Raw genomic sequence first — 14,305 nt, 5'->3', positions numbered from 1 at the left:
CGGGTCGTGACTCAGCTGTCGGGGTCGGTCCGGGGTGCGGTGCGACCCGGCTCGGGGTGGTCCCCGGCGACCCGGGGCGGCACCGGGCCGGAGCGCACCGGTACGGCATACTCGGCGGCAGGTTCAGCACGAGCCCTCGGGTCACCCCGTAGACCGCCCCGGTCGGCCTCGCCCCCGGGACGCGGTGATCACCCGTCCGCGAGACCACCGTCCGCACCCCGCCTCCCGGTTCCCGGCCTGCCGTCGCGCCTCAGCGCGCCGGACGGGTCCCGGTAGGCCCCGGTGCGCGCGACGGACGGTCGCGCGGCGCTCCGCCGCCCCGGCGGAGGGAAGGAGGCAGCGATGCCGACGTCCACCCCCACCCGTTCCACGGCGGAGGCCGCCGCGGACGTCCCCGGCGGCGACGCCGACCGACCCCAGCAGGTCCCCGCCCGCGGCTGGCTGCAGATCGTCAAGCGCGGCTGGGCCGAGGCCAAGGCGGACAACGTGCCGCTGCTGGCCGCCGGCGTCGCGTTCTACACGTTCCTGTCCATCGTCCCCGCGCTGACCGCGGTGGTCTTCATCTACGGGCTGGTGGCCGACCCCGCGCAGATCGCCACCCAGGTGAACAGCCTCGGGACGGCGCTGCCGGGCGACGTCCGCAGCGTGCTGACCGACCAGCTGACCAGCCTCGCCTCGAACGGCACCGGGGCCGGCATCGGCGCGGTCGTCTCGGTGCTGCTGGCGCTGTGGAGCGCCTCGGGCGGGATGAACAACCTGATGACCGCGATCAGCCTGGCCTACGACGAGGAGGAAAAGCGCTCGTTCCTGGTCAAGCGTGGGCTGGCGCTGCTGCTCACGGTCGGCGGGATCGTGCTGATGGTGGTGGTGCTGGCGCTCATCGCCGCCCTCCCGCTGGTGCTGCGGATCGTCGACGACACCCTGGTCCGGGTGGCCCTGCAGGCTGCCCGCTACGTCCTGCTGGTCGTGGTGATCACCGTCGCGCTGGCCGTGCTCTACCGGTTCGCGCCCGACCGGGACGCGCCGAAGCTGCGCTGGGTGTCGGTCGGGGCCGGGGTGGCCACGCTGCTCTGGCTGGTCGCCTCGATCGGGTTCTCGCTCTATGCGGCGCACGGCAGCTACACCAAGTACGGCGCGCTGGCCAGCGTGGTGGTGCTGCTGTTCTGGCTGTGGATCACCGCCTACGCGATCCTGCTCGGCGCCGAGATCAACGCCGAGTCCGAGCAGCAGACGATCAAGGACACGACCCGCGGCCCGGCCGAACCGCTGGGGGAGCGCGACGCCGTCAAGGCCGACTCGGTGCCCGACGTCGGGCAGCGGGACGGCACCGGGCACGACACCACCGAAGAGCAGGACACCGGACAGCACGAGACCGAAGACCACGACACCGGGCAGCACGACACCAGCACCGACCGGAACAGGGAGCAGGCCATGACGCAGCACCGCGACGAGACGAGCACGAGGACCGGCGGCGAGCCCAGCGTGGCCGATCTGGTCCGGCAGCTGTCGGAGGACTCGAGCCGGCTGGTCCGCGGCGAGATCCAGCTGGCCAAGCTCGAGGTGATCGAACGGGCCAAGGGCCTCGGGGTCGGCGTGGGCGCGCTCGGCGCGGCCGGTGTGCTCGCCCTGTTCGGGCTCGGCGCGTTGATCGCCACCGCGATCCTCGCGCTCGCGCTGGTGCTGCCGGCCTGGCTGGCGGCGCTGATCGTCACGGTGGTGATCTTCGTCGTCGCCGGGATCGCTGCCCTGGTGGGGAAGAAGCGGGTGAGCGAGGCGGCCCCGCCGGTGCCCGAACGGGCCATCGCCCACGTCAAGCAGGACGTCGAGACGATCAAGGAGAGCGCACACCGATGAGCCAGCCCACCGAACGGCCGGACGCCGACCCGGCGAGCGAGACCGGCACCGAGACGTCCGACCTGTCGGCCGACGCCACGAAGCAGCAGCTCGAGCAGGACCTCGACCAGACCCGCGAGCGGATCGCCGAGACGGTCGAGCAGCTGGCGGCCAGGACCGACGTCAAGGCCCAGGCGGGAGCGGCGGCCGACCGGGCCCGCGAGAACGTCCGTGCGCAGGCCCGGCACGCCGAGGAGTTCGTCCGCACCCGGACCGCACCGGTCACAGCCCCGGTGGAGCGGCTGCCGCGCCCGGCGCGGCTCGCCCTCGCCGCGGTGGCGGTGCTCGTGCCGCTGGTGCTTGTCGTGGTCCGGGTCGTGGGCCGTCGGCGCCAGCGGCCGCGGGTCGGGCGCCGCCGTCCCTGACCGGACCTTGCGACGGTGCGGTCGACGACGCGACCATGATCACCGTCCGGACGTGACACGGCGCCGCCGCGGAAGCCCGCGACGGCGCCGTGCTGGTCGGAACGGTCGGCTCAGCCGGCCGAGGTGGTGGCCCGGCGCAGCGCGCGGACGACCTCGCGCTTGTCCAGGTCGAGCAGACCGGCCGGACCCCGCTGCTGCTCACCCTCGACGGCACCGAGCACCAGGCAGGTGCCGGTCAGCGCCGGGATGGCCCACTGCAGCGCCTTGAGCTGGCGCTGCGAGGCCTGCAGCGCCTCGGGGGCGTCGGCGTGCGGCTCGGTGGCGCCCTCGCCGCCCTCCTCCTGGTGCCGGGCGACCTCGGCCCCCAGCACGCCGGAGTAGGCGGTGACCGCGGCGGCGGCCGCGGTCAGCACCAGCTTGACCACGGTGACCGTGCCGGCCCCGCGCTGGCTGCGGACCCGCTTGCGGTTGGCCACCAGCAGGCCGATGCCGCCCACGGTGTGCGCGGCGACCGCGGCGATCTGCCACGGCGTCCACTTGGCCCAGCCGACCGAGGAGAGCCGGAGCCGCTCGGTCGAGTCGTGCGCCTCGGCGGTGCCGCCGTTGAGACCGACGGCGCCCATCAGGCCGCCGCCGAACCAGGCGGCCAGACCGACGTCGTGGAGCGATCGGACCAGGGTGTTGCGTTCGGGCATGTGTGTCCTCCCGGGACAGGGCCGCACCGGGCGCCCGGGACCCGCCGGGGACGACGGTCGGGCGCCGGTCGCGACGGCGACCGGTGGTGCGGTGTTGGATGACGGCCGTGCGGGAACAGGTGGTGCGGTGGGTGTCGACCGCAGCCGTCGCGGGCCCGTTTCTCGAGCGCGCTTCCACTGTAGCGACCGGTTCCGCGGCGTCGTGCGGGGCGGTGCGACCGGCGCCCCGACCGCGTCCGGTCGGGGACCGGTCACGGAACCGACACCTGCCTGTGATTCGTTGGGGCTCGTCCGGGGCCACGTCCGTCCGTTCGACCGCACGTCCGACCGAAGGAGAACCATGACCCAGCTGGCCAGCATGGGCGGCGACACCGCCGCCGACAACGAGGGCGGGCAGGGCGGTGAGACCGTCGCGCCGCAGCCCTACCGACTCGGTGACGTCGACGGCCCGCTCGACCGCGAGGCGCTGGAGCGGGTGGACGCCTGGTGGCGCGCCGCGAACTACCTCGCGGTCGGCCAGATCTACCTGCGGTCCAACCCGCTGCTCCGGACCCCGCTCGAGGCCGAGGACGTGAAGCCACGGCTGCTCGGCCACTTCGGCACCGTGCCGGGGCTCAACCTGGTCTACGCGCACGCCAACCGGCTGATCGTCGAGCGCGACCTCGACGCGGTCTTCGTGGCCGGGCCCGGGCACGGCGGCCCCGGCCCGAACGCCTGCGCCTGGCTCGAGGGGACCTACTCCGAGCTCTACAGCCACACCCCGCGCGACGCCGAGGGGATGGCCGCCTTCTTCGCGCAGTTCTCCTACCCCGGTGGGGTCCCGAGCCACTGCGCGCCGGAGACGCCGGGCAGTTTCCACGAGGGCGGTGAGCTGGGCTACTCGCTGCTGCACGCGTTCGGCGCGGTGCTCGACCGCCCGGAGACGGTGGCCTTCTGCGTGGTCGGCGACGGCGAGGCCGAGACCGGCCCGCTGGCCGGCAGCTGGCACGCCAACAAGTTCCTCAACGCCGGCCGCGACGGTGCGGTGCTGCCGATCCTCGCGCTCAACAGCTACAAGATCGCCAACCCGACCATCCTGGCCCGGATCCCCGCCGACGAGCTCGAGGCGCTGCTGGTCGGCTACGGCTACCAGCCGCACGTGGTCGAGGGCGACGACCCGGCCGCGGTCCACCAGCAGCTCGCCGCCACGATGACCGAGTGCCTGGACGCCATCGCCGCGATCCAGGCCGCGGCCCGCGGCGACCAGGACGCCGCCGCCGAGCGGCCGCGCTGGCCGATGATCATCCTCCGCACCCCGAAGGGCTGGACGTGCCCGCCGGTGGTCGACGGCCAGCAGGTCGAGGGCACCTTCCGGGCCCACCAGGTGCCGCTGCCCGCGGCCCGCACCGACGCCACCCACCGCAGCGTGCTCGAGGCGTGGCTGAAGTCGTACCGGCCGGAGGAGCTGTTCGACGAGCACGGCACCCCGGTGCCCGAGCTGCTCGCGCTGCCGCCGACCGGCGAGCGCCGGATGAGCGCGAACCCGGTGGCCAACGGCGGGGTGTTGCTCCGCGACCTGCGGCTGCCCGACTGGCGCGAGTTCTGCGTGCCGGTCGACCGGCCGGGCGCCACCGTGCACGAGGCCACCCGGGTGCTCGGCGGCTGGCTCAAGGAGGTGGTCCGGCTCAACCCGGAGAGCTTCCTCACCTTCGCGCCCGACGAGCTGGCCAGCAACCGGCTGCAGGACATCCTCGAGGTCACCGACCGCGACTGGCAGGCCGAGATCGGCGAGTTCGACGAGAAGCTCGGCGCCCGCGGCCGGGTGGTCGAGGTGCTCAGCGAGCACATGTGCCAGGGCCTGCTCGAGGGCTACCTCTTGTCCGGTCGGCACGGGCTGTTCACCTGCTACGAGGCGTTCATCCACATCGTCGACTCGATGTTCAACCAGCACGCCAAGTGGCTCCAGGCGAGCGCCGAGGTGCCCTGGCGGCGTCCGATCGCCAGCCTCAACTACCTGCTCAGCTCGCACGTCTGGCGCCAGGACCACAACGGGTTCACCCACCAGGATCCGGGGTTCCTCGACGTGGTGATGAACAAGAACCCGGAGATCGTCCGGGTCTACCTGCCGCCGGACGCGAACACCCTGCTCTCCACCTACGACCACTGCCTGCGGTCGCGGCACTACGTCAACGTGGTGGTGGCCGGCAAGCAGCCGCAGCAGGACTGGCTGGACGCCCAGGAGGCGGCGCTGCACTGCGCCCGCGGGGCCGGGATCTGGGACTGGGCCGGCAACCGGGACGAGATCGGGACCACCCCCGACGTCGTGCTCGGCTGCGCGGGGGAGATCCCGACCCTGGAGGTGCTGGCGGCCGCCTCGATCCTCCGCGAACGGCTGCCCGAGCTGCGGGTCCGGGTGGTCAACGTCGTCGACCTGATGCGGCTGCTGCCCGAGAGCGAGCACCCGCACGGGCTCTCCGACCGCGAGTTCACCACGCTGTTCACCGAGGAGGCGCCGGTGATCTTCGCCTTCCACGGCTACCCGTGGCTGGTGCACCGGCTCACCTACCGGCGGCCCAACCACGCCCAGCTGCACGTCCGCGGCTACAAGGAGCGCGGCACCACCACCACGCCGTTCGACATGGTGATGCTCAACGACCTCGACCGCTACCACCTGGTGGTCGACGTGATCGACCGGGTGCCCGGGCTCGGCACCCGGGCGGCCGGCCTGCGCCAGGAGATGCTCGACACCCGGATCCGGGCCCGCACCTGGACCCGCGAGCACGGCGTCGACCTGCCCGAGGTGGTCGACTGGAACTGGCCCGGCTGAACTCGCCGGTCGTCCGCCGTCCTCGGCGCCCGGGCTCGCTCAGGCGTCGAGGACGGCGGCGGCGACGTGCCGGTGCACCGACTCGACCAGCCCGAGCTGATCATGGGCGCGCGAGCGCAGCCGGGTCAGCACCGCCGGCTCGATCCGCCCGTCGACGGGGGAGCGCCCGTCGGTGGCGGTCAGCGCGTCGAGTCCGGCGACCCGCATCCGCATCGCGGCCAGCAGGTCCTCGAGCTCGTTCAGGTCGGCCAGCGGCGACCGGCTGAGCAGCTGCCCGTCCGGTCGGTGTCCGGCCAGCCGGTCCCCGGCGCGGGCCATCACCGACAGCGCCGGGTGCGGACCGACCTCGAGCCGGTCGAGCAGGCCGCGCAGCAGCGCGTGGTCCGCCGCGACGTCGTCGCTGAGCTGACGCAGCAGCGGACCGTGGGCGGTGTCGGCCTGGTGGTCGGCGGCCCGACGGAAGGCGTCGCTGCCGGCCCGGGCCAGCGCCTCGTGGCTCTGCAGGTAGGTCCCGAGCACGTCGTCCACGGCCCTTCGGTACCCCGCGGCCCGTCCCGCGAATCCCGCGACCGGACGGTCAGCCCTTGCGGCCGGTGGTGGCCAGCCCCTCGATGAAGTAGCGCTGGCCGAAGGCGAAGAGCACCAGCATCGGCAGGGTGACCAGCAGGCTGGCCACCATCACGTACTGGTAGTCGCCGTGTCCGCCGTTGCTCGGGTTGAAGGTGTTCATCGCGTACGCGATCCCGAGCGGCGCGGTGTAGTCCTTGACGTCGTTGCCGTTGAGGTAGATCAGCGCACCGGTGAAGTTGTTCCAGCTGGCCTGGAACTCGAACAGCAGGATGATCACGAACGAGGGCACCGACAGCGGCAGCGCGATCCGGGTGAACTGGGTCAGGTAGCCGGCTCCGTCGACCCGAGCGGCCTCGAACAGCTCTCGGGGCAGCCCGAGGAAGAACTGCCGCTGCAGGAAGATGTAGAACGCCGAGCCGAACAGGTTGGCCCCGAACAGCGGGAACCAGGTCCCGAGCGCGCCGAGGTACTTCCAGATCAGGTACTGGGGCACCATCGTCACCGCGCCGGGCAGCATCATGGTGGCCAGCACCAACCCGAACAGCAGCCGCCGACCGGGGAACCGGAAAAACGCGAACCCGTAGGCGACCAGCGAGCTGGAGATCGCCACCAGCACCGCTGCGGCCAGCGCGATGATCACGCTGTTCACCGACCAGTTGAGCAGCGGCAGCTGCTGCCAGACCTCGACGTAGTTGGCGGGGCTGAAGGTCTTCGGGATCAGGGCGTTGTCGAAGACCTCGGCCCGCGGCTTGAGGCTGGCGGCGATCAGCCAGGCGAACGGGTAGACGAACAGGCAGGCGAACCCGACCAGCAGCAGGGTGAGCAGCACCCGGGCCACCGTCGACCCGACCGGCCGCGGACCGCGGCGGCCCGACCGGACCGTCGTGGTGACCACCGGCCCGGTCAGCTGGGCGCCGGCCGGCGCCGCAGCGGCGGTCCGGCCCGCCGGGCGGACGATCGAGCTCATCGGACCTCCCCCTCGTAGTAGACGAACCGGTTGCCGACCCGCACCTGGATCACCGTGATGATCAGCACCAGCACGAACAGCACCCAGGCCATCGCCGCGGCGAAGCCGAAGTTGAACTGCTCGAAGGCCTGCCGGAACAGGTAGACGCCGTAGAAGAGCGCCGCGTCCGGGGTGGTGCCGGTGCCGGCCGGGCCGTAGAGCAGATAGGCCTGGTCGAACACCTGGAGCGCGGCGATGGTCAGCACCAGCACGTTGAAGAAGATCGCGCCGGAGATCATCGGCACGGTCACCGCGAAGAACTGGCGGACCGGCCCGGCGCCGTCGAGCGAGGCCACCTCGTACAGCTCACGCGGCACGTTCTTCAGCGCGGCCAGGAAGATCACCATCGTCCCGCTGACGCCCCAGAGGGTCATCAGCACGATCGACGGCTTGACCCAGTCGGGGTCGAGCAGCCACTGCGGACCCTGGATGCCCAAGATCGACAACCCCTTGTTGATCGCCCCGGTGTTGCCGTTGAGCAGCAGCAGGAAGATCGAGGCGGTGGCGACCGCCGGGGTCATCTTCGGCAGGTAGTAGATCGTCCGGAACACCCCGGCGCCGCGGCCGAGCCGGTGCAGCAGCCCGGCGAGCAGCAACGCCAGCACGATCTCCAGCGGGACGGCCAGCACGGCGTAGAACAGCGTGTTGGCCAGCGCGATCCGCACCTTCGGGTCGGCCACCAGGTTCTCGTAGTTGTCCAGCCCGGCCGGCACGGCCAGATCGGTGGCCAAGCTGTAGTGGCTGAACGAGATCACCAGGCTGTAGACCATCGCGCCGAGGGTGAAGACCAGGAACCCGACGATCCACGGGCTGATGAACAGGTAGCCCGCGAGCGCCTCGCGGCGGCGCATCCGGCTGCCCCGCCGCCGCGGCGGGACGGTCCGCCGGTCCGCACCGGTCGTCGGCCCCGCCGCCGTGCCCGTCCTCGTCCCCGCCGCCGTGCTCACCGTCGGCTCACTTCTTCGGCAGCTGGTCGTAGGCCCGGAGCGCGGCCGCCTGACCGTCGGCGAGCGCCTGCTGCGGGGTCTTGTCGCCGCGGAGCGCGGCCTCGATCGCGTTGGTCAGCTCGCTCTGGATCTGCGCGCCGACCGGCGAGGCGCCGAACGACTTCCCCGAGCCGACGATGTCGTAGTAGGTGGAGATCGTCTGGTCGAAGCCGGCGTTGCCCGACTTCTTCACGTACTGGCTGCGGAGCTGCTGGTCGGCCTGCGGCTGACCGGTGAACAGCCCGGTGTTGATCGCGCCGGGCGTCTTGGTCAGGGTCTGCGCCCGGGCCGCGCCGGCCGCCTTCCAGGCGTCCAGGCCGGTCAGCGCGAGCGCCCAGGCGCAGGCGGCGTCCTTGTTCTTGGCCGCGGTCGGGATCACGAACGCCTGGCCGGAGGCCACGGTGAACGGCTGGCCGTCGCTGCCGCGGAACGGCACCGCGCCGATCTGCACCTTGTCGACGTAGGGCGCGAGCACGTTGACGTACCACTGGGCGTCGACCTGCGCCGCCACCTGGTCCTTGACGAACTGGTTGCCCGCGCCGAAGGTGTCGAAGGCGTCGCTGAAGGACTTGATCTTGGCGTAGCCGCCCTGGGCGTCCTCGAGCTGCTTGAGCACCTCGATGCCCTTGACGTTGCTCGGGTCGTCGAGCGTCGGCTTGCCCTGGTCGTCGGCCAGCTTGCCGCCGTAGCCGAGGATCCACAGCCCGGGCTGGCCGGAGGCCACCGGGTCGAAGCCCAGTCGGCTCGGGTTGCCGCCCTTCTGCTGGTAGAGCTTCTTCGCGGTCGCCACCAGCTGGTCGGGCTTCGAGGTGTCGAAGTCGGCGTCGGTCAGCCCGGCCTGCTTGATCACCCGCTCGTTGAGGATGATCGCGGGCGGCTGGTAGAACTGCGGGACGCCCCAGATCTTGCCCTGGTAGGTGACGTCGTCGCGGACGGAGCCGTAGTAGGTCTTCGCCGGGTCCACCTGGTGCGCGGAGAAGCAGCCGTCGAGCGGCTGGATCAGGCCCTGGGCCGCGTAGCTGGCCACCGACTGGGCGCCCATCTGGACCACGTCGGGCACGTTGCCGCTGGCCACCCGGGTGACGAACTTCTGCGCGTCGAAGTCGGTCTGGTCGAGGGTGACGGTGACCCCGCCGAGCTGGCCCTTGGCGTAGGTCAGACGCGAGGTGCCGACGTCGTCGGCGTTGTTGAATCCCCATGCCCGCAGCGATCCCGAGGCCTGCGGGTTGAACGCTGGTGCGCTCGAGCCGGCGGCTCCCGGGTCGGACCCGGAGCTGCCGCAGGCGGCGGCGCCGATCAGGACGGACGCCGAGAGGGCGGCGAGGACGGAGGTGCGGACTCTGCGGATCACGGGAGCTCCGATGATCGTCGGCGAGTCGAGGTGCCGCTCGCCGCGTCGGCAGCACCCACGCCTTGAGTCGCTGCACCCGACGTTCCCCCGGTGCTGCCCGTCGCGGATGCGCTGCTCCGCGACGAATCCTGCAGCCGGGCGTTTCGGCCGGGTGGACGCAGGGTACCGCGCTTGCCGTGCGCGCGCTGATCTGGGACGTCCACGGCACCTACACCGACGCGCTGCTCGGCTGCGGGTTCGAGGTCTGCTTCCTCCGCTCGGACGGCCCTGGATCCTCAGAAGGGCAGGGATCCACACCGGGGCAGGGATCCGGGCAGACGTCGGACCGGCGCTTCCCCGGCTTCACCCGTCGGGCGGTCGCCGCCGGCGAGTCGGTCAGGTTCCTCACCCCGGCGCAGGCCCGCGACGACCCGCCCGACGTGGTGATCGCCCAGCGGGTCGACGAGGTCGCGGTGCTCGAGGAGCTGTTCGGCGACCGGTTGGGCCGTTCGGTGGGCGCCGTGTTCCTCGAGCACAACACGCCGCGCGCCGACGTCCCGGACAGTCGGCACCCGCTGGCCGACCGGGCGGGCTGGACGATCGTCCACGTCACCTGGTTCAACCAGCTGTTCTGGGACTGCGGGACGAGCCGGACCGTGGTGATCGAGCACGGCCTGCCCGATCCCGGGCTCCGCTACCGCGGCACCGAGGACCGACTGGCCTTCGTGGTCAACGAACCGGTGCGGCGGTGGCGGGTGACCGGCACCGACCTGCTGCCCTGGTTCGCCGCGCACCCGGTGGACGCGTTCGGGATCGACGGACAGCTGCTCCCCGACGTCCTGGGGGATCGGTGCCCACGGCTGGCCTTCGCGGGCAACCTGTCACCCGCCGAGCTGCGGGACGCGCTGGTCACCCGGCGCGCCTACCTGCACCTCAACCGCTGGACCTCGCTCGGGCTGTCCCTGATCGAGGCCATGCTGCTCGGGCTGCCGGCGGTCGTGCTCGAGACCACGGAGGCGGCCCGGGCGGTCCCCACCGGGGCCGGGGTCCGCTCGACCGACCCGCGCGAGCTCGTCGAGGGTGCCGCCCGGCTGCTGGCCGATCCCGCGCACGCCGCGGCCTGCGGCCGGCGGGCCCGCGCGCACGCCCTCGACCGCTACGGCTTCGACCGGTTCCGGGGGGACTGGCACCGGCTGCTCGCCGACGTCGCCTCGCACCCGCGCTGAGCCGGTCGAAGCGCACAACGCACGCTGAGCTTGTCGAAGCGCACGACGCCCTTCGACAGGCTCAGGGCACGGTGGTGCGGAGGCGCTCAGGGCACCGTGGTGCGGAACGCGCGCTGAGCCCGTCGAAGCGCACGAGCGGCCCTTCGACAGGCTCAGGGCACGGCGGTGCGGAGTGCGCTCAGGGGGTCGGCATGCCGCCGTTGACGTTGAGCGTCTCGCCGGTGACGTAGCCCGACTCGGCCGAGGCCAGGTAGACGTAGGCCGGGGCGATCTCGGCGGGCTGACCGGCGCGACCGATCGGGGTCTGCTGGCCGAACTCGGGCAGCGCCTCGGTGGGCTGACCGCCCGCGGTCTGCAACGGCGTCCAGAACGGGCCGGGCGCGACCACGTTGACCCGGATGCCCTGCGGGGCGACCTGCTGCGCCAGGGCCTTGCTGAAGGTGTTGATCGCCATCTTGGTGGTGGCGTAGTCGACCAGCGTCGGCGAGGGGCTGTAGGCCTGGATCGAGGAGGTGTTGATGATCGACGACCCCGCGGGCAGGTGCGGGAGGGCCTCCTGGACGATCCAGAACAGCGCGTAGACGTTGGTCTTGAAGGTCTCGTCGAACTGCTCGCTGGTGATGTCGGCCAACGACTCCTGGGTCTGCTGCTTGCCCGCGACGTTGGCGATCAGGTCCAGCCCGCCGAGCTCGTCGAGCGCGGTCCGGACCAGCCCGCGGGCGGTCTGCTCGTCGGCGATGTCCCCGGGCGCGAGGACGGCCTTGCGGCCGGCGTCGCGGACCAGCCCGGCGACCTCCTCGGCGTCCGCCTGCTCGCTGGGCAGGTAGGACAGCACCACGTCGGCGCCCTCGCGGGCGAAGGCGATCGCCGCCGCCCGGCCGATGCCGGAGTCGGCCCCGGTCACCAGCGCCTTCCGGCCGGCCAGCCGGTCGGTGCCGCGGTAGGTCTGCTCGCCGTGGTCGGGCTTGGGGTCGAGCTCACGGGCCAGCCCGGCGCCCTCCTGGTACTGCTCGTCGAAGCCGCCGGTGTGGTACTGGTCGACCGGGTTGGTGAAGGTGTACTGGTCGGTCATGATCGTCGTTCTCCCTGTGGGTGTGGGTTTCTGGAGACGTGCCCGGGACGGTGGGCCCGGTCAGCGCTGGAGCATCCGGTCCGAAGCGCGGTCGCCCAGCGTGGTCAGCCGGTCGACCAGGGCCCGGGTGCGCGACGGCATCCGGCGCCGGGCCTCGTGCCCCTCGACGGTGTCGCTGTGTCCGCCGGAGGCGTCCGGGAGCAGCCGGACGGTGAGCGCGAGGACGGCGGCGGTGAGCCGCGGCGACAGCCCGGCCACCCGGCCGGCGAGCTGGGTGAGCGGGGTCAGCCACAGCTCGGCCCGGCCCTGTCGGACGGCGCGGACGATCCGCCGGGCGGCCCGGCCGGCGTCCATCGACAGCCCGGGGACCGACGCCGCCGGGGCGAACCAGGCGAACTCCTCGCCCTGGGCGCCGACGAACTCGGCGTGCCGGTGCGAGCCGGTCCGCATCAGCCCGGGCACCACCGTGGTCACGGTGACGCCGGTGCCGGTCAGCTCGGTCCGCAGCCCGCGGGCGAACCCGACCGCGCCGAACTTGGCCGTCGAGTAGGGGAGCAGGTGCGGGGCGGCCACCAGCCCCCCGACCGAGGTGATCACCCCGATCCGGCCGTGTCCGCGTGCGCGCATCCCCGGCAGCACTGCGGCGGCGGTGTTGACCGGCCCCCAGAGCATGGTGTCGACGGCCTCGCGGAAGTGCTCGCGGCCGAGGGCCTCGAGCGGCCCGACCTGGATCACGCCGGCGACGCAGATCGCCAGTGCGACCGGACCGAGCCGCTCCTCGGTCGCGGCGACCGCCGCGGCCACCGCCTCGGCGTCGGCGACGTCGAGCGGGAAGGTCTCGATCCGGACCGACGGACGCCGGCCGACCAGGTCGTCTGCCGCCGCCCGCAGCTGCTCCGGGTCGCGGGCCGCGAGCGCGAGCGCCCAGCCCTGACCGGCGAGGTCGCGGGCCATGGCCAGACCGAGCCCGCGCGACCCGCCGACCAGCAGCGCCACCGGCGGGCGCGGTGTGTCGGCACGGTCGGCGCTCACGGCTTGAGGACCACCTTGATGCAGCCGTCCTGCTTGGCCTGGAAGGTCTTATAGGCCTCCGCGGCCTCGGCGAGCGGCGGCCGGTGGGTGGCCAGCGTCTCAGCACCGAGCGGGTCGCCGTCGGCCATCAGCACCGGCCAGATGTCGTCGATCCAGCGCTTGACGTGGCACTGGCCCATCCGGATGGTCAGCCCGCGGTCGAACATGGTCATCATCGGCAGCGGGTCGGCCTGGCCGCCGTACACCCCGCTGATCGACACCGTGCCGCCGCGGCGGACCGCCCGCATCGCGGTGTCGAGCGCGGCCGTCCGGTCGATCCCGGCGGCCTTGGTCAGCGGGGCGGCGACGGCGTCGGGCAGCAGCCCGACCGCGCCGATGGCCGCCGCCTTGAGCGGGGAGCCGTGCGCCTCCATCCCGACCGCCTCGACGATCCCGTCCGGTCCGCGGCCGCCGGTCAGCTCGAGCAGGGCCTCGGCCGGGTTGTCGGTGGTGGTGAGGTCGAGGGTCTCGATCCCGTGCTGCTGGGCCAGCGCCAGGCGCTCGGGGACGAGGTCGACGCCGATCACCCGGTGGCCCTGGTGCCGCGCGATCCGGGTGGCGAACTGGCCGACCGGACCGAGACCGAGCACCGCGACGGTGTCGCCGCCGGCCGGGTCGAGCCCCGCCCAGGCGACGCCCTGCCAGGCGGTCGGCAGGATGTCGGACAGGTAGAGGACGCGCTCGTCGGGGACGTCCTCGGGCACCACGATCGGCCCGAACTGGGCCTGCGGCACCCGCAGGTACTCGGCCTGACCGCCGGGGACCGAGCCGTAGAGCTCGGTGTAGCCGAAGAGCGCGGCGCCGCTGCCCTGCTCGCGGACCTGGGTGGTCTCGCACTGCGCGAAGAGCCCGCGGCTGCACATCCAGCAGTGCCCGCAGGAGATGTTGAACGGGACGACGACGCGGTCGCCGACCTTGAGCCGGCCGGCCTCGCTGCCCACGGCCTCGACCACGCCCATCGTCTCGTGGCCGAGGACGTCGCCCTTGTCGAGGAACGGCCCCAGCACCGAGTAGAGGTGCAGGTCCGAGCCGCAGATGGCGGTCGAGGTGACGCGGATGATCGCGTCGGTGGGCTCCTGGATGGTCGGGTCGGGGACCTCCTCGACGCTGACCTTCTCCTTGCCCTGCCAGGTGAGTGCTTTCACGGTGTCCTCTCCGGTCCGTCCGGCGGACGGGCGGGAGCACCGCCACCACGACCGGGAGCGGGGCGCCGGGGTGGCCGGTGCGCCCGGGGACGTCGCAGCCGGGTCGGCGCGACGGGGTCGGGTGGTGGGAGCTCCGGCGC

The 14,305-nt window shown here is 72.9% G+C and carries 12 protein-coding genes; 4 read left to right on the top strand and 8 right to left on the bottom strand.

The features are described from left to right. Positions 1–342: 342 nt before the first annotated feature. Complete coding sequence (locus FHX74_RS20385) at positions 343–1,854, top strand: YhjD/YihY/BrkB family envelope integrity protein (RefSeq protein ID WP_182560641.1); 1,512 nt, start codon at positions 343–345, stop codon at positions 1,852–1,854. Next, a complete protein-coding gene (locus tag FHX74_RS13160) occupies positions 1,851–2,258 on the top strand; it encodes a DUF3618 domain-containing protein (protein ID WP_182560640.1) in 408 nt (135 codons plus the stop codon). The genes FHX74_RS20385 and FHX74_RS13160 overlap by 4 nt, the downstream gene beginning before the upstream one ends. A 110-nt stretch (positions 2,259–2,368) precedes the next feature. On the opposite strand, the gene FHX74_RS13155 is transcribed toward FHX74_RS13160, so the two are convergent. Then, on the bottom strand, positions 2,369–2,953 hold the full coding sequence (locus FHX74_RS13155) for a hypothetical protein (protein WP_182560639.1): 585 nt from the start codon (positions 2,951–2,953) through the stop codon (positions 2,369–2,371). A gap of 340 nt (positions 2,954–3,293) precedes the next feature. On the opposite strand from FHX74_RS13155, the gene FHX74_RS13150 reads away from it, so the two are divergent. Continuing rightward, entirely contained in the window at positions 3,294–5,759 is a 2,466-nt protein-coding gene (locus tag FHX74_RS13150; RefSeq protein ID WP_182560638.1) for a phosphoketolase family protein, read from the top strand. 39 nt (positions 5,760–5,798) lie between these two features. On the opposite strand, the gene FHX74_RS13145 is transcribed toward FHX74_RS13150, so the two are convergent. The 4 genes from FHX74_RS13145 to FHX74_RS13130 are packed head-to-tail and all read right to left on the bottom strand — an operon-like array spanning position 5,799 to position 9,672. Next, complete coding sequence (locus FHX74_RS13145; RefSeq protein ID WP_182560637.1) at positions 5,799–6,287, bottom strand: hypothetical protein; 489 nt, start codon at positions 6,285–6,287, stop codon at positions 5,799–5,801. A gap of 49 nt (positions 6,288–6,336) precedes the next feature. Continuing rightward, positions 6,337–7,296 (bottom strand): carbohydrate ABC transporter permease, encoded by a 960-nt coding sequence (locus tag FHX74_RS13140; RefSeq protein ID WP_182560636.1) that lies wholly within the window; start codon positions 7,294–7,296, stop codon positions 6,337–6,339. Continuing rightward, positions 7,293–8,282 carry a carbohydrate ABC transporter permease gene (locus FHX74_RS13135; RefSeq protein ID WP_328823811.1) on the bottom strand — a complete coding sequence of 330 codons (990 nt, stop codon included), beginning with the start codon at positions 8,280–8,282 and terminating at the stop codon, positions 7,293–7,295. Before FHX74_RS13135 ends, FHX74_RS13140 begins: the two co-directional genes overlap by 4 nt. Before the next feature lie 7 nt (positions 8,283–8,289). Beyond that, on the bottom strand, positions 8,290–9,672 hold the full coding sequence (locus FHX74_RS13130; RefSeq protein ID WP_182560635.1) for a type 2 periplasmic-binding domain-containing protein: 1,383 nt from the start codon (positions 9,670–9,672) through the stop codon (positions 8,290–8,292). Between the two features lie 176 nt (positions 9,673–9,848). Here FHX74_RS13130 and FHX74_RS13125 point away from each other — a divergent pair, with 176 nt between their 5' ends. Beyond that, positions 9,849–10,877, top strand: coding sequence for a glycosyltransferase (locus FHX74_RS13125; protein ID WP_182560634.1), 1,029 nt, complete (start codon positions 9,849–9,851; stop codon positions 10,875–10,877). 178 nt (positions 10,878–11,055) lie between these two features. On the opposite strand, the gene FHX74_RS13120 is transcribed toward FHX74_RS13125, so the two are convergent. The 3 genes from FHX74_RS13120 to FHX74_RS13110 are packed head-to-tail and all read right to left on the bottom strand — an operon-like array spanning position 11,056 to position 14,165. Beyond that, entirely contained in the window at positions 11,056–11,949 is an 894-nt protein-coding gene (locus FHX74_RS13120; RefSeq protein ID WP_182560633.1) for an SDR family oxidoreductase, read from the bottom strand. Between the two features lie 60 nt (positions 11,950–12,009). Next, a complete protein-coding gene (locus tag FHX74_RS13115; protein ID WP_220483911.1) occupies positions 12,010–12,981 on the bottom strand; it encodes an SDR family NAD(P)-dependent oxidoreductase in 972 nt (323 codons plus the stop codon). After that, the gene (locus FHX74_RS13110; protein ID WP_182560632.1) at positions 12,978–14,165 is read right to left on the bottom strand and encodes a zinc-dependent alcohol dehydrogenase; all 1,188 of its coding nucleotides are present in this window, start codon (positions 14,163–14,165) and stop codon (positions 12,978–12,980) included. The genes FHX74_RS13115 and FHX74_RS13110 overlap by 4 nt, the downstream gene beginning before the upstream one ends. Between the last annotated feature and the right edge of the window lie 140 nt (positions 14,166–14,305).

This window comes from Microlunatus kandeliicorticis, from assembly GCF_014137855.1.
GTDB lineage: Bacteria > Actinomycetota > Actinomycetes > Propionibacteriales > Propionibacteriaceae > Microlunatus > Microlunatus kandeliicorticis.
This window is presented reverse-complemented; position numbering and strand designations above follow the sequence as displayed.